At 53.4% G+C, this 20,205-nt stretch carries 23 protein-coding genes; 4 read left to right on the top strand and 19 right to left on the bottom strand.

Annotated features, from left to right (window positions below):
- Window positions 1-33: 33 nt before the first annotated feature.
- Complete coding sequence (locus MKZ24_RS26345) at window positions 34-480, bottom strand: DUF86 domain-containing protein (RefSeq protein WP_340788336.1); 447 nt, start codon at window positions 478-480, stop codon at window positions 34-36.
- Window positions 481-696: 216 nt separating this feature from the next.
- Window positions 697-984, bottom strand: coding sequence for a Dabb family protein (locus MKZ24_RS26350; protein WP_039308729.1), 288 nt, complete (start codon window positions 982-984; stop codon window positions 697-699).
- Window positions 985-1,183: 199 nt separating this feature from the next.
- On the opposite strand from MKZ24_RS26350, the gene MKZ24_RS26355 reads away from it, so the two are divergent.
- Window positions 1,184-1,768: a helix-turn-helix domain-containing protein gene (locus MKZ24_RS26355; RefSeq protein WP_340788339.1), complete on the top strand. Its 585-nt coding sequence runs from the start codon at window positions 1,184-1,186 to the stop codon at window positions 1,766-1,768.
- A gap of 80 nt (window positions 1,769-1,848) precedes the next feature.
- Here MKZ24_RS26355 and MKZ24_RS26360 read toward each other — a convergent pair whose 3' ends face one another.
- From MKZ24_RS26360 to rpmG, 8 genes are all read right to left on the bottom strand, one after another.
- Window positions 1,849-2,472: a class I SAM-dependent methyltransferase gene (locus MKZ24_RS26360; RefSeq protein ID WP_340788341.1), complete on the bottom strand. Its 624-nt coding sequence runs from the start codon at window positions 2,470-2,472 to the stop codon at window positions 1,849-1,851.
- A gap of 55 nt (window positions 2,473-2,527) precedes the next feature.
- A complete protein-coding gene (locus tag MKZ24_RS26365) occupies window positions 2,528-2,947 on the bottom strand; it encodes a DUF6157 family protein (protein ID WP_340788343.1) in 420 nt (139 codons plus the stop codon).
- A 152-nt stretch (window positions 2,948-3,099) separates the two neighbouring features.
- Window positions 3,100-3,369: a 30S ribosomal protein S14 gene (rpsN, locus tag MKZ24_RS26370; protein WP_039308720.1), complete on the bottom strand. Its 270-nt coding sequence runs from the start codon at window positions 3,367-3,369 to the stop codon at window positions 3,100-3,102.
- A gap of 24 nt (window positions 3,370-3,393) precedes the next feature.
- A complete protein-coding gene (locus MKZ24_RS26375; protein WP_340790221.1) occupies window positions 3,394-4,527 on the bottom strand; it encodes a metal ABC transporter substrate-binding protein in 1,134 nt (377 codons plus the stop codon).
- Window positions 4,528-4,551: 24 nt separating this feature from the next.
- Window positions 4,552-5,391: a metal ABC transporter permease gene (locus MKZ24_RS26380; protein ID WP_042234960.1), complete on the bottom strand. Its 840-nt coding sequence runs from the start codon at window positions 5,389-5,391 to the stop codon at window positions 4,552-4,554.
- Window positions 5,337-6,044, bottom strand: a complete 708-nt coding sequence (locus tag MKZ24_RS26385; RefSeq protein WP_042234958.1) for a metal ABC transporter ATP-binding protein — start codon at window positions 6,042-6,044, stop codon at window positions 5,337-5,339. Before MKZ24_RS26385 ends, MKZ24_RS26380 begins: the two co-directional genes overlap by 55 nt.
- A gap of 372 nt (window positions 6,045-6,416) precedes the next feature.
- Window positions 6,417-7,625, bottom strand: a complete 1,209-nt coding sequence (locus MKZ24_RS26390) for a GTP-binding protein (RefSeq protein ID WP_340788348.1) — start codon at window positions 7,623-7,625, stop codon at window positions 6,417-6,419.
- A 95-nt stretch (window positions 7,626-7,720) separates the two neighbouring features.
- Window positions 7,721-7,870 (bottom strand): 50S ribosomal protein L33, encoded by a 150-nt coding sequence (gene rpmG, locus MKZ24_RS26395; protein ID WP_081956465.1) that lies wholly within the window; start codon window positions 7,868-7,870, stop codon window positions 7,721-7,723.
- Between the two features lie 294 nt (window positions 7,871-8,164).
- On the opposite strand from rpmG, the gene MKZ24_RS26400 reads away from it, so the two are divergent.
- From MKZ24_RS26400 to MKZ24_RS26410, 3 genes are all read left to right on the top strand, one after another.
- A complete protein-coding gene (locus MKZ24_RS26400; RefSeq protein ID WP_340788352.1) occupies window positions 8,165-9,196 on the top strand; it encodes a CobW family GTP-binding protein in 1,032 nt (343 codons plus the stop codon).
- Window positions 9,197-9,218: 22 nt separating this feature from the next.
- Window positions 9,219-10,217 (top strand): permease, encoded by a 999-nt coding sequence (locus tag MKZ24_RS26405; protein WP_340788355.1) that lies wholly within the window; start codon window positions 9,219-9,221, stop codon window positions 10,215-10,217.
- An 89-nt stretch (window positions 10,218-10,306) separates the two neighbouring features.
- Window positions 10,307-11,164 carry a TIGR03943 family putative permease subunit gene (locus MKZ24_RS26410; RefSeq protein ID WP_340788358.1) on the top strand — a complete coding sequence of 286 codons (858 nt, stop codon included), beginning with the start codon at window positions 10,307-10,309 and terminating at the stop codon, window positions 11,162-11,164.
- A gap of 3 nt (window positions 11,165-11,167) precedes the next feature.
- Here the strand turns inward: MKZ24_RS26410 and MKZ24_RS26415 are convergent, their stop codons facing one another.
- The 9 genes from MKZ24_RS26415 to MKZ24_RS26455 all read right to left on the bottom strand — a co-directional run bounded on the left by MKZ24_RS26415 (window position 11,168) and on the right by MKZ24_RS26455 (window position 20,173).
- A complete protein-coding gene (locus MKZ24_RS26415; protein ID WP_042242154.1) occupies window positions 11,168-11,563 on the bottom strand; it encodes a NusG domain II-containing protein in 396 nt (131 codons plus the stop codon).
- Between the two features lie 90 nt (window positions 11,564-11,653).
- Window positions 11,654-11,842, bottom strand: a complete 189-nt coding sequence (locus tag MKZ24_RS26420; RefSeq protein WP_340788360.1) for a DUF6954 family protein — start codon at window positions 11,840-11,842, stop codon at window positions 11,654-11,656.
- Window positions 11,843-11,873: 31 nt separating this feature from the next.
- Window positions 11,874-15,344, bottom strand: coding sequence for a PAS domain S-box protein (locus MKZ24_RS26425; RefSeq protein ID WP_340788363.1), 3,471 nt, complete (start codon window positions 15,342-15,344; stop codon window positions 11,874-11,876).
- 217 nt (window positions 15,345-15,561) lie between these two features.
- A complete protein-coding gene (locus MKZ24_RS26430; protein WP_340788367.1) occupies window positions 15,562-16,194 on the bottom strand; it encodes a hypothetical protein in 633 nt (210 codons plus the stop codon).
- Window positions 16,191-17,420, bottom strand: a complete 1,230-nt coding sequence (locus MKZ24_RS26435) for an ABC transporter permease (protein ID WP_042234942.1) — start codon at window positions 17,418-17,420, stop codon at window positions 16,191-16,193. Before MKZ24_RS26435 ends, MKZ24_RS26430 begins: the two co-directional genes overlap by 4 nt.
- The gene (locus MKZ24_RS26440) at window positions 17,417-18,292 is read right to left on the bottom strand and encodes an ABC transporter ATP-binding protein (protein WP_042234940.1); all 876 of its coding nucleotides are present in this window, start codon (window positions 18,290-18,292) and stop codon (window positions 17,417-17,419) included. The genes MKZ24_RS26435 and MKZ24_RS26440 overlap by 4 nt, the downstream gene beginning before the upstream one ends.
- A 35-nt stretch (window positions 18,293-18,327) precedes the next feature.
- Window positions 18,328-18,621, bottom strand: a complete 294-nt coding sequence (locus tag MKZ24_RS26445) for a hypothetical protein (RefSeq protein ID WP_042234938.1) — start codon at window positions 18,619-18,621, stop codon at window positions 18,328-18,330.
- The gene (locus MKZ24_RS26450) at window positions 18,584-19,324 is read right to left on the bottom strand and encodes an RNA polymerase sigma factor (protein WP_042234936.1); all 741 of its coding nucleotides are present in this window, start codon (window positions 19,322-19,324) and stop codon (window positions 18,584-18,586) included. Before MKZ24_RS26450 ends, MKZ24_RS26445 begins: the two co-directional genes overlap by 38 nt.
- A gap of 171 nt (window positions 19,325-19,495) precedes the next feature.
- Window positions 19,496-20,173, bottom strand: a complete 678-nt coding sequence (locus MKZ24_RS26455) for a TetR/AcrR family transcriptional regulator (protein WP_042234934.1) — start codon at window positions 20,171-20,173, stop codon at window positions 19,496-19,498.
- Window positions 20,174-20,205 lie beyond the last annotated feature (32 nt).

The following is a 20,205-nucleotide window of genomic DNA, read 5'->3' on the forward strand; positions in this document are numbered from 1 at the left end:
GGACCTCCTTTCTGTCTCACTACATACTTTATGTTATGACTGAACCGTTACTTCAATTCCCAGCTCCCGGTCCAGATAGCCGCGCACCTCGGAGGCGAACTGTTCCAGCACACTTGGCAGCACCAGCGTCAGCGGGTGCAGCGACTTCCGTTCCCACACATAATAGTCCTGAACCAGAGGCTTGCGCAGGGCTACCAGCGAGGTCAGCTCAGGATAAATCCCGCTGTTACCCAGCACCTTTTCCTCATGAATAATGGAAATAATATCTTCATAGCTCCCGGCATCCCGCATAATGAACCCGTCGATCAGACAGCTGCCCACATCGGTAACCACTTCTACCGCCAGATGCAGGCAGCGTTCCTGAACAAGACCGAGTATCGTACTGCCATCCCAGGAAGAAGCCGCGTGCCGGAGACCGTTATTCAGATCAGGGATTTGATCAAGTATCGTTTCAATTTGCTTCCGGTTGACATAATACACAGATGACCCTCCACCCTACGGTTATTTGTCCTGCCACTCCATAACTGCCGCTACTTCCCTCGTTTGCCCCGGCGCTTCAGCCAGAACAGCATAATGAAGCAAGCCGCCAAAAAAACAATCAGATACGTTAACGCTTCCATCGGATACTCAAGCTCACGCATAACCGTCACCGCTTTCCGTACTTAATAGGTTCCAGCCTTGCAGATCATTTGCTGCCTAAATCTCGTAATCCACAGCCACAGAAACATCCTTGACTTCGTTAATGTGGGCGATAACTTCCTTGTGGGCCGGATGAACCTGATAAGCCTGCAAATCTTCCATGGAGGCTACAACGGTAACCAGGGCGATATCATACGAACGCTCGGAGTGAATCAGATCAGCCCCTACTTCAATAGAAATAAGCTGCGGAATTCTTCCTTCCATGTTGCGTAGAACGGCTACTGTCTCTTGTACTTTGTCGGGGGACCGGTCCTTTAATTTGAAGAATACAATATGCTTGATCATCTATCTCGCTCCCAGCTCATGATTAATATATATTTGATTACTAAAAATATATCATAAACAGCAGCATTACTGAAAGAAACTTAGCGCTGCACGAAACGAAGGCATTTGATCTGGACGAAAGCATTAGTGTAATGTTAAAGTCATATACAGCTAAACTAGAAGAATTACCACTTCATTAATTCAGTATATCGGAGGAATTATGCCTAAGAATCAGCAAGAACCACATAAAATTCAGGCCTGGTCTCTGATCAACCGCAAATATCTTGGACAAGGTGTACGTGTCAAAAGATTTCGCCGGCCAAAGCGCAGCCAGATCCGCAACCGCGTTCTGCTGGCCATTCTGATGGCTAGGGACATGAAGCTCTCCAGACTTGCAGAAGAGCTCTCCGTTTCCTCGCGCAGCGTAAGCGCATGGGTGTATGAAGGCCGCATTCCCTCCAGAACCAATCTGGACAAGGTCTGCCGCCTGCTCGGTTATCCGTCCCATATCTTGTTCAATGAAGCTCTTCTGCGGCAGAGTCCGATTGTGTGCCAGCCGACCCCGTCCCGTTTCATGAAAAGAACGATTGCCCATTCACCGCAAAGCAATGCCATCCTGACCGGACTCTGCATGGTGTATGATTTCTCAGTAACCGATGTCAGCATCTGGATCGGTGTCCATCCCGGCACGTTCCGTAAGTGGCTGCACCAATGCCATCTGCCTACCCCGGCGCTGCAGGAGAAAGCCGAGAATTTCTTCCGGATTCCGCGGCATATCCTGTTCGCCGATTGTGAGCTTCACTAGTGTAACCGCCTGAATAAAACGTCTGAATAAGGCCCACCTCCTGTTTGGAGAAGGGCCTCTTGCTGCGCTCCTGCACCTGTTTATTTTTTGCGAGCGAGAATGTATCTTAGTATGTATTCATGGGTCCAACCCTGTGGACTCTCCAGCGGTTCAGTAAATGCCCCCGTCTCCAGAATCTCTGTACCGGCAAAATGCCCCCTTAAATCGCTGTCGCTGAAAAAATGGGCATACTTATCTGCCTTGTATTCATAAGTGCCCGGTTCAAGCTCCGTCCCACACCCATAATTGGGATCTTCATCGGAGAAGCTGGTGAAATAGAGCAGCCCTCCGGGGCGCACCTGCTCAAGACACGCTTCAATCAGCCTGCGGCGGTCATCCGCCAGGAATAGATGCAGCACGTCATAGCAATACACGGCATCCACCGGATGTTCAAGCTGCGGCTGCAGAGCAGATCCTGCGATAAAGGTTGTCCCGGGATCCCATTCTGCGGCCAGCTCCAGCGCGGCTTCACTTAACTCTATACCGTAAACGGTAAATTCAGGGGCAAACACTTTGGTGTTCCGCCCGTAACCGGCACCCGGAACCAGGACGGAAGACGCCTCGTTTTCCATAAACCTCTGTTTGGCCCACCCGGCGGACGCACTGGGCCGGCTCCCCCAGATCATCCCCTCCCGGGCAAACCGCTGACTCCAATACTGTGACATAACACTTCCTTCTTTCTATCCAGGAAATTGTGATGCTGTACCTTTGGCTCCCGGCTCAGCGGCGCTTACTGCGCATAGCATTCAGCAGCGTCACACCGGCTTCACCGCTGGAAGTATAATAATCGTACTCCGGAGACTCTTTGGCGTACAAGGCGATTTTACCCTCTGCATCATAGTGGACTCCCCAGCCGTACTTCTTGGGCAGCATGGAGGCCCGCAGGCAAGGATGATTCTTCGTGAACAGCTCTGTCCAGATCTCTTCCCGGCGGGCGTCCCGCTCTTCTTCGGGAATTCCTTTGTGCCGTACATGGACCTGATACAGCAGCTCTTCATGGTTATAGTGGTAAGGCGCTCCGGCCAGCAGCTGGTATTGAATGACATGAGCGGGCGGAAGCGGCCGTCCCGAGACCGGGGTTATGCCAATTACTGCCGGGCAATCTTCAGCAACAAGGATAAAAGTATCGGTATAGCTCATTTAGAAGCCTCCTTCAGCTGCGGAATATCTTTTCCTCTATCATAATTCACTCCGCTGCATCAGGCAAAGTCAATGAATATGGCAAAACGGCTGGTCCCCTGTATCCCAGAGAATCAGCCGTCTTGCGGCAGAGCATCTATGAAGTTAACGGTCTACCAGCTGGACTTGGTGATACCGGGAATTTGTCCCTGGAGTGCGAGCTCGCGGAAGACGATCCGGGATACATGGAATTTGCTTAAGTACCCCCGTGGTCTGCCGGAGACGGTGCACCGGTTTTTTTGACGGGTAGCCGAGGAATCACGGGGCAGCTTCTGCAGCGCCATATAATCTCCCGCCGCTTTCAACTCTCTGCGTTTGTCCGCGTATTTCGCCACCAGCTCCTGCCGCTTCAGTTCCTTGACAACCTTCGATTTCTTAGCCATTGTATGGATCAGCCTCTCTTCTTCTTATTCGTTCAGCGCCGCACTCAGAGCTGCAAGATTCTGGCGCATAACGCCCAAGTAATCCAGATTATTCCTGATATCTTCCTCCGTCAGTCCTTCAATCGGATTCAGTACGGCTGTCTTGGCTCCAATTTCCTGGGCAATAGTGTCAGCCACGCCGGAGGATACCAGAGTTTCGAAAAAGATCGTTTTTACGTTATTCGCCTTGGCAAATTCTACGATCTCTGCCATTTGAGCAGCGGATGGCTCCTGCTCCGGTGACAGCCCGGCGATAGGCACTTGAGTTAAGCCATATTCACGGGCCAGGTATCCGAAAGCGGCATGCTGGGTAATAAAGTCCTTACGTTTCGTATCCTTCAGCCCGTCTTTGAACTCCTGGTCCAGCTGCTGCAGCTTGGCGATATAGGCTTCGCTATTCGTTTTGAAGGCTGCTGCATTCTCAGGCGAGGCTGCGGATAAAGCCGCTTCAATCGTGCGGACCTCCTGGATCGCCATAGCCGGGGCGAGCCACACATGCGGGTCAAGGCCGCCGTGATCATGGCCTTCTCCGGCATGTGCTTCTTCCCCATGTTCATCCTCGTGATCATGTTCGTGGTTGTGATCAGCCTCTCCGGACGCTGTGCCTTCTTCATGGGCATGCTCATCCTCATGCTCATGCTCATGGTCATGTCCCTCTTCCTCTTCCGTTCCTTCCATGATTTCCAGCCCTTTACTGGCTTCTACGGTAATCAGTTTGCTGCCGGAGGCCCCGTCTACAACCTGCTGCGCCCAGCCTTCCATACCGGCTCCGTTATAGACAAGCACATCCGCCTCGGAAATCTCAGCCATATCCTTAGCGGTCGGCTCCCAGTCATGCGGCTCGGTTCCAGCCGGAATCAGGACTTCCACATCCGCAAGATCACCGGTAATATTCTTCGTGAATTCATACATCGGATAAAAGCTGACCTTAATATTCAGCTTGTCTGCCGCAGGTACGGTTGTAGCTGCAGCCGCTGAGGACGGTGCGTTAGCAGCGCTGCCGGTAGAGGCAGCATTGCCTGCAGTATTGTTTCCGCAGCCGGAGACAATAAGCATAGCGGTGAGAGACAAGGCAGCAAGGTGGCGGATTCTGAATTTGGACTTTGATTTGGAATTCATCATATTTTTCGGAGACCCCTTTTCTTAAATGGTTGTAGATTTATGAATGTTGCGGCGGTTTTTCAATGTAATCAGCCGTTGTACGGCTATGGCACTCAGCAGAAATACGAGCAGAATAAGCGCAATCGTGCCTCCAGGAGGCGTGTTGATATAATACGAAGCCGTCAAGCCGCTAAAAACACCGGTTAATCCGACACCGACAGAAATCAGAATGGCTGCGGTAAAACCGGACGCAATCCGCAGAGCAATGGATGCCGGAAGCACTATTAGCGCGGATACCAGCAGCACGCCTACAACAGGCATTGCAGCGGCAACAGTCATGCCGGTAAGAACCGCGAAGGAGAAGGACAACAACCCTGTATGAACCCCGCCGATGCTGGCGGTCTCCTCGTCAAATGTCAGGCTGTACAGCGGCCGGCGCAGAACAATGAAGTAGACAAGTCCGGCGGCGGCCACGATAGCAATCAGCTTAAGCTGGGTATCACTCACGGCAACGATGGAGCCGAACAAGTAAGAGCTGAAGCTCTTGGTCAGGTTCTGCTTCAGGCTCATCAGCACTACGGCCAGCGCCAGACCGGAGGTCATAATGATAGCTACCGGAAGCTCACTGTATGTACGGTAAGAACGGCGCAGCTGCTCGATAACCAGCCCTCCGGCTACGGCCACAGTGAATCCGCTGATGGCCGGGTTCCACTGCAGGACTGATCCCAGCGCCACACCTGCAAGTGAGACATGGGACAGGGTGTCCGCCATCAGCACCTGCCTGCGCAGCATCAGATAAACGCCAAGCAGCGGACCAATAATGCCAATCAGGCCTCCTGCCCAAAATGCACGCTGCATGAATTCGTAACCAAGCATGTCCAGCCCTCCTGTTCCTGCCGTTCCAGGCTGATCACCGTATCCAGATAGGATCTTGTCTCTTCCAGGCCATGTGTAACCATAATGACGGTGCGGCCATGCTGGCTGACATAATGCCGCATCAGCTTGTAGAAGCCGCTGCGGCTGGCTGTATCCATGCCGGTTGCCGGCTCATCGAGCACCAGCACCTGCGGCTGCTGGGCCAGCGCCCGGGCGATGCAGATCCGCTGCTTCTGCCCGCCGGACAACTCGCCGATTCTGCGGTTACGGTACTCCCACATATCGACCTGACGCAGGCTGCTCTCCACCAGCGCTTCCTGTTCCTTCGTGAAGCGGCGGAACAATCCCAGCCTGGAGTAGCAGCCGGAACGGACCAGCTCGATGACCTTGCTGGGAAATCCGGCATTGAAGGAGGCGACTTGCTGCGGCACATAGCCGATCACCAGCCCGCCCCCGCCGGCAAGCTCCTTGTTCAAGGAGACCGTTCCGCTCCAGGGCTTCAGCAGGCCCAGCATAAGCTTGAGCAGCGTGGTCTTCGCCGCCCCGTTCGGGCCGGTGATCCCGATGAACTGTCCGGCTTCAATATCCAGCGACAAGCGGTCAATGACCGGCTCGTTCCCGTAGCCGAACACAACATCCCGCATGGATGACAAAATCATAGTGTATCGTCTTCCCTTCTTCATTCAACTTCAGATGGAGCACCGCAAAGTCTATTCACAGGCAACAGCAGTAGATTTAATCGTAATAATTACGTTTTAACTCTATTGATATTATCGTAATATTTACGATCTGTAAACCCAAAACCGGAATTTAATCGTAATTAAACTCATTAGTCCCGTAATCTAGGCAGTAAAAAGCCGGAACCGACAGTCTCGATTCCGGCTCTTCCGCGAATTTAGATGCTCGTCCTGCATTCCACCATAACTCCAGATACCCGTCTTCCATTCCACCCGGATATAAATGCCCTGTATCACCCGAGTTCAATTCTTAAACCCTAACCTTCCGCCCGCTGCACGCTTCTCCTCAGCTGTCTATTCCTGCCCAGCAGCAAGCAGCTCCTCTGCCGGCCATGGCAGCGGATTGTTGAACTCGTTCCAGTCCAGCTGCATTTCTTCCGCGCTAAGCAGGCAGCGGTCCAGCCGGGCTTCAATGTCTGCACGGTTCATGCTGACACCGATGAACACGATCTCGTTCAGCCGGTCGCCCCACTGATCGTCCCACTTCGCCTTGACATCCGGCTCACTGGCCAGCACCTCCAACTGCTGGTCCTCCGGCATCGTCGCCAGCCAGTAACCGGCCGGACCGAACTGAATGGACGGTCCCGCCTGGCTGATGGTTGCGGCCAGATCCCCGCGTGCGGCCAGCCATACCAGACCTTTAGCCCGGACTACCTCGGCCGGCCAGTTGCTGAAGAAGAAGCTCAGCCGCTGCGGATGGAATGGCGTTCTGCGCCGGTAGACAAAAGAGGTGATGCCGTATTCTTCCGTCTCCGGTGTATGCTCCTCCTTGCCAAGCTCCGCGATCCAGCCGGAGGACAGACTGGTCTGCTCGAAATCAAACAGACCTGTATTCAGGATCTCTGAAGGGTCAACCTCCGTATTAACCGTGCGGATGATCTTCGCGCGCGGTTGAAGCCTGCGCAGCACAGCCTCCAGCTTGTTCAGCTCCTGCTCTTCCACCAGATCGCATTTGTTCAGCAGCAGCACATCGCAGGTCTCAATCTGGTCAATGAGCAGATCGACGATATCCCGGAAGTCGCCTTCGCCCGCAGTCATATTGCGGTCCAGCAGACTGTCTCCCGAAGCGAAGTCATGCCAGAATCGGTTGGCATCGACTACCGTAACCATCGTGTCCAGTCGGGCAAGCTCAGTAAGATCAATATCCAGCTCCGGGTTCGCATAGGTGAAGGTCTGGGCTACCGGAACCGGCTCGCTGATGCCGGAAGACTCGATCAGAATATAATCGAAACGTCCTTCCGACGCAAGATTATTCACTTCCCGCAGCAGGTCGTCGCGGAGCGTGCAGCAGATACAGCCATTGGACATTTCCACCAGCTTCTCCTCTGTCCGGGAGAGAGTATTGCCGGATTTCACCAGCCCCGCATCCACGTTCACCTCACTCATATCATTCACAATGACTGCCACCTTAAGGCCATCGCGGTTATGCAGGATGTGATTCAGGAGTGTGGTTTTGCCGGAACCGAGGTATCCGCTCAGCACAGTAACAGGAATTCTCTTCATTGATTTACTCCTTACACAAATTTAGTTTAGGACAGCAGCGCACCCACCGCCCGTCTATCAGAACTTCTTCCTTCCCAAGGTACTGCTCAGCATCCTTAGCGGGTCTCACGGTGCAGCGTTACACGCTTCAGGCGCGGGCAATATTTCTTCATCTCAAGCCGTCCGGGCGTGGTTCTCTTATTCTTCGTTGTGGTGTAGTTGCGGTCGCCAGACTCCGTGCAGGCCAAGGTAACGATTACTCTCACTAAAATTCAACTCCCTCTCATTTATTCGTAATTATTACGATTTACACATTCTACATGGTCCGCCTGTCCGCTGTCAACTGGTGATCCGCAAAATTTCAACTCTCTTAGAATTGTGGTCTTTCCTGTGGAGGAATTACGTATAGATGGAATTACAAGTGAAAACGGCTTGGCCTCCTTCAAGAGCGGGGCGTTCCAACAGGAAACAGACGGTTGCTCTGGTGAGATGCATCGAAGGTTTTATTACAAAGAAAATATGATTCTTGCAATTCCAAGAACGAAGCGGGAGAGTGAGCCATGAAGATACCTGTGATCATACTGAGCGGATTTCTGGGGAGCGGAAAAACTACTCTGCTGTTAAGTCTGCTGAAGGAGAGCAAGCGGCGGGGGCTGAATCCCGGCGTTGTCATGAATGAGCTGGGGAAAAAGGATGTGGACGGCTATATTCTGCAGGAGAATACCGGCACTAGTGTGGAAAAGCTGCTGGACGGCTGTGTATGCTGCAGCCGTAAGGAAGAGCTGCCGCGCAGTCTGGCCGCCCTGCTGGCGCGCCGTCCGGATATCATCTACATCGAGCTTACCGGCGTAGCGGACCCCGATGAAATTGCCAAATCGCTGCTGGAGATGCCTTTAGCTGACAGGTTGAAGCTGCACTTTACCATCACGCTGCTCGACGCCGAGAATGCGCTGGACTATAACAGCCGCTTCTCCGCCGATAAACAGCTGGTCCGCACCCTGCGCAAGCAGCTCACGGTGGCCGATCTGATTATCGTGAACAAAAGCGATCTGGTCGAACCGGAAACTCTATGGAAAATCGAGAAAATGGTCTATAAGCAAAACTCTGAATCGGAGATTGTTTTTACCCATTACAGTCAGATTAATCTGGCCCCGCTGCTGGCAGGCATCGACGCCCGTGAACTGCGGAGGCCTGCGCCGCAGCGCGGACCGGGTACTATGAACGGCACATTGCTTAAACGAACCAGTCCTGGCTACGGGGGCAGCGCGACTGCTGTGCAGGAGCCTGAGTCCGGCCCAAGCACCTCCTACTCGCAGGTAGCGGCAGTCACGCTGACCGTTCCGCAGGGGGGAAACGGAAGCATCCGCCGGGAGCAGCTGGAGCTTTTTTTCCGGGAATGGGGAGACAGTCTGCTTAGAGCCAAAGGTCATGTCCAGCTTGCGGAGCATGATTCCGTACAGCTTGTGCAATATGCGGGACACCGTACAACCTGGGAAGCCTCGCGTTATCCGGGCCAGCCTTACATTGTGTGCATCGGCCTGAATTTGGACGAGAGGGCAGTCAGCCGCCGCTGGGCAGCCTTATTCAGCTAATATCAGGCGCGGGAAGGAGCCGATGAAGCCCTTGACAACCTTTTCTCCGTTCAAAATACTGCCGCTGCTCATTCCCGCTGCCTTCCTGCTCACGATTGGCATTCTCTGGCTCCCCGGTCATCCGGAGCTGCTTAACAACGGGTATGTGGACACGTTCAAAACAGCGTTTCTCGGCATTCTGCTCGAAGCCCTGCCGTTCGTGCTCCTGGGTGCGCTGCTCTCCTCACTGCTCCGCGTCTTCGTGCCGGACGAGATGATCTCACGCTGGATTCCGCGCCATCCGGTTCCGGCTATTCTATTCGGCTGCCTGCTCGGGATCATCTTCCCCGTCTGCGAATGCGGGATGATTCCGCTTGTCCGCCGGTTAATGCACAAAGGCATGCCGCTCTACGTCGCCATCGTCTTCATCCTGTCCGGTCCGATCCTGAATCCTGTCGTCTACGGGGCCACCCTGACGGCTTTCCGTTCCCATCCGGAACTGGCCTATGCGCGGATGGGACTGGCTTTTGCCGTAGCCGCCCTAATCGGACTTGTCATCTATGCCACCGTCCGCAAATCACCGCTGCGTCTGTCCATCCCGCGCGAGGGAGGCGAGGAGCATCACCGCACTACCCGCGGCGGGCGGCTAGTCGCAGTCTTTGTGCATACGTCGGATGAGTTTTTTGAAATGGGCAAATACCTGATCATCGGCTGCCTGTTAACCGCCGGTATCCAAACCTTCATGAATCACGGCAGCCTGACCGCTATCGGAGAGCGCCCGCTGGGTTCCTACCTGTTCATGATGGGGCTGGCCTTTGTACTCTCGCTCTGCTCCACCTCAGATGCCTTTGTCGCCTCTACCTTCCTGCATTCATTCCCGGCCGGATCATTGCTGGCGTTCATGGTGCTGGGCCCGATGCTCGACTTCAAAAACTCTCTGATGCTGCTGTCGCTGCTCAAAACCAGATTCGCACTTTATCTGTTCTTCCTGATTTTCTCGGCCGTCTTCACCGGCTCGGTGCTGGCTTCACTCTGGCTGTAGCAACCTTCACAAACTCAGCATAGGCTTCCGATGCAGCTTGTCCGCAGAAACTCAGGGAGCTACTCTCACAAACTTTTAGGAGGTTCCGTATGAATAACGCCCGGAGCATCCGGTTTCACTATTTACTGAGGGCGGTTATTCTGCTCGCCTTCGCCCTCTATATCGGACATCTGGTCCAGCAGGACGCGCTTCATTATTACGTTGCCCCCAAGCTGGCCCGCTGGATCAGGTTGTGCCCGGTTCCGCTCTCCCTGATGGCGCTGAGCCTCGGACTTCAAGCCGTCCTTGGCAAAAGCAGTGTCCTGTGCGACTGTGAGCACCGCCTCCCCCGTTCCGGGCTGGGCAGCTCCGCACTGTACAGCCTGTTCCTGCTTCCGCTCCTGCTGGGGTTTCTCCTGCCTGACCGCGCGCTGGGCAGTGCGGCAGCGGCCAGAAAAGGCCTCACCCTGTCTTATACAGCCGCAGAGTCCGGCAGCGGCGCGAAGTTCACTCCCTCTAACCCCTATGAGGCGGAATTTGCCGAGCTGGCCGGCAAGCTGTACGGACAGTCCGTTATTCCTGTATACCCGGAGATTTTCTCCGAGACCCTAGGCGCAATCAACCTGTATAAATCACAGTTTGAAGGCAGGGAAATCTCGGTATCCGGCTTCCTCTACCGCGAGCCGCAGGGTGCGGGCCAGTCCAGCTATGCGGTCAGCCGATTCCTCGTCCAGTGCTGCACGGCGGATGCCACTCCGTTCGGTATTCTGCTGGAGCCGGGAACACAAATAAGCCTGCCCGCCGATACCTGGATTGAGGTTCGGGGCAAGCTTCATGTGGTGCTCTATCAGGGAGTGGAGACACTGCAGATTACTCCGGAAGTCCTGACCGCAGTTCCTGAGCCGTCCACACCTTATGTATACACTAGTGCCGACGCCGCAGCGGCCTGGGAGGAGCTGCAGCCTTGAGTGCTAGATCACTGCGTCCAGCGCGTCATCGTCATCAATGGATGAATCTGGATTTACGACCTCAACGAGAAGCCGGGCCGGAATACAGATAATCTGCTGTTTGGGCCTGGAGATGAACCCCATATCCAGCGCAATGGTCAGGGGAGCATCCGAGTAAGTCATCTGTATCCCATAGTCGAACACCTTCAGGGTATTGTGGCCGAACTTGGTACGGATGTCTATAATCTGTTCTTCCTTGGTCAGGATTACCGTCTTGTACGCCTTGCCGTTCACTGTAATAACAGCCTTCAGATCTCCCTGTGCATAATGCTCATTGTGATTCGAGAACCACTTATAGCCGTAAATGGAACCGGCGGCAAGCAATACGACCAGGATCATAATGAAATCGCCACGTTTCATGGTTTTCAATGTCGTAACCCTCTCGCTGACTAGTTTATAATCGTAATAATTACGATCCCTATAAATAATAGTTTAGCCAGGGGAAGATTGTCAACGTCTGCCCAGCCGCTTCAGCATACTGCGCAGCCACCAGGTAATTCCGGCATAGACCAGCAGTACAATGGCCAGTGTCAGCATCCGCTCCCGGAACGATCCGTCAGCCAGCAGCACCGGCCCCAGCCCATATAGCGTTGTCAGGGCATAGAGTATGGTAAATAAAATATAGATGATCCATCTCATTCCTGTTTGCTCCTCCTCAAGGCTCTGCCTGCTAATTCCGGAGCTTAATCGACCATTCCCGCAGAACCCTGTCCAGCTCTTCCACACGGATCGGCTTGGAGATGAAGTCCTGCATCCCTGCTCGAAGGCACATTTCCTTATCTTCCTTCCGGGCAAAGGCGGTAACCGCAATAATAACCGGGGATAATCCCATCGCCTCGCGGATCCGCCCTGTAGCCTCAATACCATCCAGCACCGGCATCTGAATATCCATAAACACTAGATCATAATGACGTGTGAGCACAGCATGAACCGCCTGCTCCCCGTTCAGGGCCACATCCGAAGTATAGCCGCGCTTATTCAAATACTTCTGCAGCAGGTGCAGATTCACCGGATGATCCTCGGCAATAAGGATCGACAACGGACCATATCGCCCCTCCGGATAATCCATATCAAAAATTCCGTTCTTATATTCTTCAACTGCAAGGATCTCCAGGGGTAACGGAGGCCCCGCAACCTCACCAGACGGCATAACCTCAATCGTGAAATAGAACTCCGAGCCCTCACCTTCCGTACTGTCCACACCGATCGCACCATCCAGCAGCTCGACCAGCTTCTTGCTTATGGCCAGCCCCAGTCCGGTTCCGCCGTATTTGCGGTTAATGGAAGGATGCAGCTGGGAGAACGACTGGAACAAAAGGCTCTGGCTGTCCTGCGGAATTCCAATGCCGGTATCTGTCACCGTGAATCTGAGAATGATTGACCCGGGTTCCCGTACAGATTCCAGCTTCACTGAAATGCCGATTCCCCCTTCTTCCGTGAATTTCACCGCATTGCCGATCAGATTCACCAGGATTTGCCGCAGCCGGATTTCGTCCGTTATTACAAGCCCGGGAATCTCCGTGTCTGCTTCGCTGCGCAGGGTCAGCCCTTTCTCTTTGACCCGCGGATAAAAGAGTTCACATACATTCTGAATCACTTGCCGGACATCAACCGGCTGCAGATCCAGCGTCATCATACCGGATTCAATCTTGCTGAAATCAAGCACCTCATTCAGGATATGTAGCAGTGCTCCGCTGCTTTTGTTGATAATCTGCGTGTAGTATTCCTGCTCCTCCGTAAGCTCTGTCCCCGAGAGCAGATCAGCCATGCCAATGATCCCATTCATCGGAGTACGCAGCTCGTGGCTCATAATGGCCAGGAATTCTGATTTGGCCCGGTCGGCCTGCTCTGCTGATTCCTTGGCACGCACAACCGCTTTCTCCTCCGTAATGTCACGGAATACCACTACCGCACCTTTACGTTCCCCGTTGTCGTATAATGCCGTCATGCGGTATTTTACGAGGAAGCTGGAACCGTCCTGTCTCCAGAAAACCCCTTCCTGCTCCCGCTCATAGGAGAGATTGGTCGTAAGCAGCTCTGCGAGCGTTCGACGCCCTCCGCGGTAGAGTTCCCCGTCCATCCAGGTCTGGGCGATCGTCTGCAGCTTGATATTGCTGGCCAGTTCACCGGGAGCGTAACCCAGCATAACGGAAGCCGCCGGATTAATAAAGACTGTCTCCCCCTGCAGATTGATACCAAAGATCCCCTCCGAAACCGAATTCAATATCAGCGCATGCTCATAACTGAGCTTCTCAATCTGTTCCAGATACCGTTTGCGTTCGGTGATATCGCTCGTAATTGCAAACACGCCTACCACCTGGCTGTCCAGCAGAATAGGCACATAAATCATGCCAACCTCAACCGTCTGCCCGTCATGTCGGATGATCCGGGTCTCGAAAGTCTGAGCCATCCCCCCGGCAGCGGCAAGAAATCGGTTATTCACAAATGCCAGCTCATCCGCATCAATAATCTCACTGTAGCTTGAATGCAGAAGTGTCTCACGGGAATAACCGGTAAGCTGCTGCAGACTGGCATTCAGCGACTGGATGCAGCCCTGCAGATCCATTGCACTGATTGCGGACGGATTATATTCGAACAGCGACTTGTACCGGTTCTCGCTTTCTAGCAGCTTCAGTTCATATTGCTTGCGCTCTGAGATATTCCGTGTAACTCCGATCATCTCTGTAATTCCTGCGGTTCCCGTCTCCGTATGCCGCAGCGTAGTCTCCACCCACAGATACGAGCCGTCCTTGCACAGATAACGGAAGACGATGGGTTCCAGCTTCAAGCCCTGCTTACTGTCGTCCAGATAAGCCTTCACACAGGCAAAATCGTCGGGATGGATATAATCCATCCCATTCGTGCCGACCATTTCTTCCGGGGTATATCCGAACATCTGCTGGCAAACCGGAGAAGCATACAGAAATGTCGCCTGTTCATCTGTCGCATTACGTGAGATAAAGTCCTGTGAATTCTCCGAGATCAGGCGGTAATTCCGTTCGCTGTCGCGAAGCTGTTCCTCCATCCGGTGGCGTTCCGTAACATCCTGCACAATGCCGCGGATCTGCTGAACTTTGCCTGCCGCATCTAGGATAACCTCCCAGTGCGCATAGATCACCTTACACCCGCCGCTGCCGTTCCTGATTCTGAAGGTGGCTTCACCTTGGGTGCCAGACTTCAGTGTATGGTGCAGCTGCTCACGCAGCGCCCCCAGATCATCCTTCACCACACAATCCAGGAGCAGCTGATGATCAGTCCGGGTATGACTGCCCTGACTACCGCCCATTTCAAAAATAGCCCGCATCTGGCTGGAAACCGTCAACTCCGCATAGACCGAATTCCATTCCCACGAACCCATCTGCCCAAGCTCCTGCGCAGACGCCAGCATCTCCTCGTATTTCTTCCGCTCCGTAACATCACGGGCAATGGTCAGTACCTGCTGCACTTCACCTTCACTGTCCCGCATAACCTGAAACGAGCTTTCAATCCAAATATAATGGCCGTCTTTATGCCTTGCCCGGCGGGTAAAGACATCGTTGTCCGAGTAAAGCTTACCCTGCTCGGTCATCTCTAGCGCGTCAACTTCATGATAATACTCCTGCCTTTTCCTGCCGATCATCTCACTTGCGGAATAACCCATCAGTTTTTCAACAGAGGGAGAAACATATCGCAAGGTACCATCCGGATCGGCAAATGAGATCATGTCCGGAGTATTTTGCGTAATCAGCTTATAGAGCTGATGATCATCCACAATCTTCTTCTCCGCCACCTTGCGTGCGGTGATATCCGTCATCTCCGCAATCAGCTGCAAGGGCCTGCCTGTCGATTCATCAAAAATCAAAAATATATGCAACGCCACCCAGATGATCTTCCCATCCTTGCGCACAAACCGTTTCTCTTTATCTACAGCCGCGCCGGGACTGCGCAGCAAATATTTCATAATCAGGCCGTGATCCACGGTATGCTCATCCTCCGGACAGGCAATATCCAAATAACGCAGACCCTTAAGTTCATCCTCTGTATATCCAAACATCCCGCAAAAGGCAGGGTTGGCCATGAGCACTGTACCATTATCAATGGATACTACCGCATAGCCTATGGAAGACCGTAAATACAAATGCTTAAAAAGTGTGTCAGACAAAGCTCCGAGCCTCCTCTATGAAAGTGGGGGACATAAATTATTATCAGTATACCTTTATTTCGGAAAATATGCTCCAGCCCTGAAGTCACACCAATAATCAGGCAGTATATTCAATGCGTCAAAAAACCGCCCCGGTCAAATAAACGACATCAAGGCGGTTGTTATATGATTTTTAAAATATTGGAGTGTACCTGATATATGACAGGGCTGGCCTCTATTAGTCCAGCCTCTTGCGCGGCAGCCAGAAGGCGCAGAACAGCGCCAGGGCGAGAGAACCACCTGCCAGCAGCCATTTATCATTATCCCATTCGCTATTGATCAAGCCGAATAAATAATAGCGGCCGGTCAGCTTGCCTTTGGTCGTGAAATCAAGCAGATACCAGGAGAACCCGGCAATGTATCCGGCAGAGATGTTGCCAATCAAGAGTGCAGCCGTCATTCCCGCTGATCCTATCGCAACTGCGGTAATCACTGTCCCGCCGATCATCGGCCACAGTGCAAAATCAGCACCGCTCCCATGCATCCATGTGAATAAAGCAGTCACCACAAGGAAGATATAAAGAACGGTGAGCAGCCAGCGGAAAAGAAATACCGGATGATGCCTTACCCGCTTGGCATAGAGTACTTCACCAATCCCTCCATCCTCCAGCAGGCCCAGGTGGGGGAAGACAATCAGTCCCAGCAAGCTGATTAGCAGTTCCCCCAGCTTCGCAACCTGAACCCTGTCCATCAGCGCCGGCTCCATGAAGAACGGAGTGACAGCCAGAAGCGCTGCGGACAGGAGCCAGGAATAATGTGCAGTCAGCCTGAGGTTGTACCCGGCCAGCGGGCGGATGATCTGCCGGCTCATCTAAGCGCCTCCGCTGCAGATGCCGCCACACTTCCTTTAGCCGTCTTCCTGCTCAGTGTCTTGGCTGAATCCAGCCGGCTGCGGTTTCTTTCCCATAACCAGGCGGCTCCTGCAGCCAATAATACAGAGAGTATTAAATAGAAGCTACGGTTAAGTGCAATCTCATCCGTCCACTTCCAATATAACTCGTAGTCATTAGGCGAGTTGAAGCGGATGAACAGCCGGTTCAGCCCATAAGAGCCCAACAGCGGCAGTACCGACACGAACCACCAGATAATCTGCAGGGCGATGGGTACGATCCCCCGGCGGAACAGCATCGAGCCGAACATCCCGAAGGCAACGGAAATCCATAACGTCGGCAGTAGCCACCATGCTGTGTATCCAAGGAAGATTACAATAGCCTGTCCCGTCTGGCCGGTAAGCCCCAGTGAATGTACGGTCTGCCAGCCGCCGATGACAGCCAGGATGAGGTAGATCACAGATAACATGACACCTTGTGCAATAAACTTCGAACCGACATATACCCAAGGCGAAATCCTGCGGCTGTAAATCAATTCATTCATCCGGCTTGAGCGGTCCCGGAGCAGCAGAAAGGCAGACAGAAAGACCGGAAAGATCCCTGCTGGCAGCGAGAGATAATCACTGAAGTAGCGTGCGGCTCCGGGCAGCAATTCACCTGCATCCACCTTAGCGTTATAGCGGGCAAGATCCGCTTCCTGCGCCTTTATGGCTTCATCAACAGACTCAATGGCAGAACCGAATTCCCCCAGCCCTTGCTGGTATATACTTTTCCCGCCCAATTGATTGTTCACTGACTCGGCGATAGTGTATACCTCATCCATAGTATATTTATCCGGATTCTTCAGAACCTCATCCAGCTGGGAGATCGCTGCAGACAGGGCATTCTTCTCCTTCTCGCTCAGCTTAACCTTGAATGGAAAACCCAGCCTGATCTTCTGGCTGGTTCCGGCATCCAGATTCCAGCCCATTTCCTTCCTCATTTGTTCGGCCAAATCGCGGGTATCCGCCGGCTGCTTCCAGCCGTAATACGGGTGTTCAATAGTACCTACATTCTGCGGCGTACTTATAACCGGGGATCCCAGCTCGCCCCAGGTTTCCTCCGTAGCATAAGAGGTGAAATAGAAGAACACGCTCGCGATAATAAACAGATAAAAAACCAGGCTGCGCAGCGTCATGCGCATCTCTTTGCCGATCAGTGCCATCATACAAAGGATTCCTCCCTGCGCATGAGATGCAGATAAGCATCTTCAATCGACGGCGCGGTCTGCTGTGCCCCTGCATAGGGCTGTTCATCTGCCAGCACCCGCACCCGCATATTCCTTCCTTCCGGCACAGCGGACAGTACCGGGAACCGGTCGCGGTCCCGCTCCCACTCCACCCGGTCAAGCTCGGCTATCCAGACACGGCCGGCAGCGGCGGCAGTTAAATCGCCTATTCTGCCGTGATAACGCAGACGCCCCTTATGCAGCACGGTCATCTGCTCACAGGTGGACTCTACGTCTTCAACGACATGCGTGGATAAAAGAACAATTCTGCCTTCGGCAAACCGGCTGAGCAGCCGCCGGAAGCGGATCCGCTCTTCAGGGTCCAGCCCTGCGGTCGGTTCATCCACGATCAGCAGCTTCGGCTCATGCACCATTGCCTGGGCGACCCCGAGCCGGCGCTTCATCCCCCCGGATAACGCCTTTACCTTGGTACGGCGCTGCTCGGTAAGGTTAACCAGCTCAAGCAGATTGTCTATTCTCCGCTTCCGCTCCGCACGGCCGGCTATGCCCGATAGCAGCGCCAGATAATCCATCGCTTCGACTACCGTCATCCCCGGATAAAAGGCGAATTCCTGCGGCAAATAGCCAACCAGTTCGCGGATCTGGGCCTTATCTTTCAAGGCAACTCCACCAATCTCCACCGTTCCCGAGGTAGGCTCCAGCAAGGTGGCAAGCAGACGCATCAACGTGGTTTTACCTGCTCCGTTAGGTCCGAGCAGGCCGTGAATGCCTTCGCCCACCCGGAAGCTGATATCCTGCAGTGCCTGCTTGTTTCCGTAGGTCTTGGTCAAATGATTAATAATTAGCTCCATTCCAGTCTTCTCCCCCCGTTCTTACAACTCCCTGTTCACCCGTCATTCTCCGGACTCCACGACAATTCAAGCTTCTCAATCAGCAGACCTGCTGCGATCAGAAGGAGCGACAGCGCCACGCATAATCCCTGATCGATCTTACCCATCGAGATCATCAGGGCAAAAACAGCCGTAAAGATTGCGACACATGAAATTGTCATTGCCTTGCGCCTGGCCAGCATCCTGCGGTTACGCAGCACTTTCTCTGCATCACGCTTGTCATATTCCAGCAAACGGGCTTTGCGGTAGACCTCATCCAGAAATAACTGTTCCGGTTCGTTTGACCTCACAATCCCACTCCTCCTTTTCGTAAATCTGCCTAAGCTTCTTGCGCGCCCGGTGCAGCAGTACCTTGAAGCTAACCATATTGCGGCGCATTACTGCTGCCGCCTGCTCATAAGACATCTGTCCCACATCCACCAGATAGACCGCCTGGCCGTAATCCGGCTTCATCTGGTGCAGCCTTCTGCGCCATTCCAGGTCTTCTTCACGGATAATAGCCAGCCGCTCGGGATCGTCTGTTCCCTGTGTATGTACGCTGCCGTAGCTCTCGAATCCGCCGCGGTCTGCCGGACTACCACTTTGTGTCCTGCGGTTTTCCGGATTATAGCTCTCTTCCGCGGTCAAGGTACGCTGTCTGCTGCGCTTGCGGATGGAGTCAATGCTTTTATTGCGCAGGATCGTGAACAGATAGGTCTGGAAGGATGCACGGTGATCATACTTTTCCGGATACACCAGCAGATATGCGAAACAATCCTGCGCCAGATCCTCGGCCGTATGATAATCTCCGGTCAAGTGGTACGCAAAACGTACCGCCGGCTTCCGGTACTTACACACCAGCCACTCAAAGGCCTCCAGGCTTCCGTCCCGGAACCTGACCAGTACAGCCTCTTCTTCAGCGGAATTATCCTTCGCTTCCTCTGACTCAGGGTCTTCCGCATGTTCTCTTCCGTTTCCGCTCGTCTTACGCCGCCTCCTCTCCCGCTGAGCCATCTACTGGTTATTCGTTTACCTCGTGCAAAAGGTTACAGTCTGTCCGCAAAAAATAACCCCACAAAGTGGGGACCCCAAGACATATAAATATCCTTAAAAAAAAACGGAAATGCCGTTCTTCTGAAGGAGTCCAGTATCTTCAAGAAGCTGGATGAAGCTTCAGACTATGGCTTATGCCTTCTGCTGGGCCAGCTTTGCGATTCCTGCAATGATTATTTTCAGGCCTGTACGGAACATGGTATCCGAACCCAGCTCGCGGAATAAGCCATTATGGTGCATACGCTGCACCACGTTCGGCCCTCCTCCGGACAGACGTGCAAGCGAATCCATAAACATTCCCTGTGCTCCGCCCTCCGCTTCCTTCTTCATGGCTGTATCGACTCTGCGCTGTTCATATTTATCGAGTTCAAAAGCAATCACATAATTCAGCAGGCAGGCAATCGAGGAAAACTTGTCGCTGTCGCTGACGGGAAGATGATCCACGATCTGCAGAAGCGAGTTGATTAAGGCCAGATAGTCCGGCTCGGTAGGTACCGTTCTCATTAACAGCTGGGCGGAACACGGATACTTAATCATCACGCTGCGGATCATCGATACACATTGAAACAGTTGCTCTTCCCACTCTCCTTCGAGCTTAGCAGACTGCAGGGCCTCCTTCGCCACCTCATTGGCCAGCGTCTGAAACAGGCTCTGCTTGCTTTTGAAATGCCAGTACAGCGACGGGGCCTGGATATGCAGCAGATCCGCCAGCTTCCTCATACTGAAATCCTCAATGCCTATTTGGTCAAGCAGCTCCCAGGCTGCTGTAATTATATTGGGTTCAGTAATTTGCATATTTTTGATTCTCATACGAGCCCTCCTGAGTACAAGCTGCTTCTATT

Source organism: Paenibacillus sp. FSL R7-0297 (assembly GCF_038009025.1).
Lineage (GTDB): Bacteria > Bacillota > Bacilli > Paenibacillales > Paenibacillaceae > Paenibacillus_AQ.

Bases quoted from the DNA above. Each gene is read 5' to 3' on its own strand.
- MKZ24_RS26350 (WP_039308729.1), bottom strand. From the start codon at position 984: ATGATCAAGCATATTGTATTCTTCAAATTAAAGGACCGGTCCCCCGAC.
- MKZ24_RS26435 (WP_042234942.1), bottom strand. From the start codon at position 17,420: ATGATGGCACTGATCGGCAAAGAGATGCGCATGACGCTGCGCAGCCTG.
- MKZ24_RS26390 (WP_340788348.1), bottom strand. From the start codon at position 7,625: ATGAAGAGAATTCCTGTTACTGTGCTGAGCGGATACCTCGGTTCCGGC.
- MKZ24_RS26385 (WP_042234958.1), bottom strand. From the start codon at position 6,044: ATGATTTTGTCATCCATGCGGGATGTTGTGTTCGGCTACGGGAACGAG.
- MKZ24_RS26405 (WP_340788355.1), top strand. From the start codon at position 9,219: ATGAAGCCCTTGACAACCTTTTCTCCGTTCAAAATACTGCCGCTGCTC.
- rpsN (WP_039308720.1), bottom strand. From the start codon at position 3,369: ATGGCTAAGAAATCGAAGGTTGTCAAGGAACTGAAGCGGCAGGAGCTG.
- MKZ24_RS26360 (WP_340788341.1), bottom strand. From the start codon at position 2,472: ATGTCACAGTATTGGAGTCAGCGGTTTGCCCGGGAGGGGATGATCTGG.
- MKZ24_RS26430 (WP_340788367.1), bottom strand. From the start codon at position 16,194: ATGAGCCGGCAGATCATCCGCCCGCTGGCCGGGTACAACCTCAGGCTG.
- MKZ24_RS26420 (WP_340788360.1), bottom strand. From the start codon at position 11,842: ATGAGATGGATCATCTATATTTTATTTACCATACTCTATGCCCTGACA.
- MKZ24_RS26400 (WP_340788352.1), top strand. From the start codon at position 8,165: ATGAAGATACCTGTGATCATACTGAGCGGATTTCTGGGGAGCGGAAAA.
- MKZ24_RS26455 (WP_042234934.1), bottom strand. From the start codon at position 20,173: ATGAGAATCAAAAATATGCAAATTACTGAACCCAATATAATTACAGCA.
- MKZ24_RS26440 (WP_042234940.1), bottom strand. From the start codon at position 18,292: ATGGAGCTAATTATTAATCATTTGACCAAGACCTACGGAAACAAGCAG.
- MKZ24_RS26365 (WP_340788343.1), bottom strand. From the start codon at position 2,947: ATGAGCTATACCGATACTTTTATCCTTGTTGCTGAAGATTGCCCGGCA.
- MKZ24_RS26450 (WP_042234936.1), bottom strand. From the start codon at position 19,324: ATGGCTCAGCGGGAGAGGAGGCGGCGTAAGACGAGCGGAAACGGAAGA.
- MKZ24_RS26355 (WP_340788339.1), top strand. From the start codon at position 1,184: ATGCCTAAGAATCAGCAAGAACCACATAAAATTCAGGCCTGGTCTCTG.
- MKZ24_RS26375 (WP_340790221.1), bottom strand. From the start codon at position 4,527: ATGAATTCCAAATCAAAGTCCAAATTCAGAATCCGCCACCTTGCTGCC.
- MKZ24_RS26410 (WP_340788358.1), top strand. From the start codon at position 10,307: ATGAATAACGCCCGGAGCATCCGGTTTCACTATTTACTGAGGGCGGTT.
- MKZ24_RS26415 (WP_042242154.1), bottom strand. From the start codon at position 11,563: ATGAAACGTGGCGATTTCATTATGATCCTGGTCGTATTGCTTGCCGCC.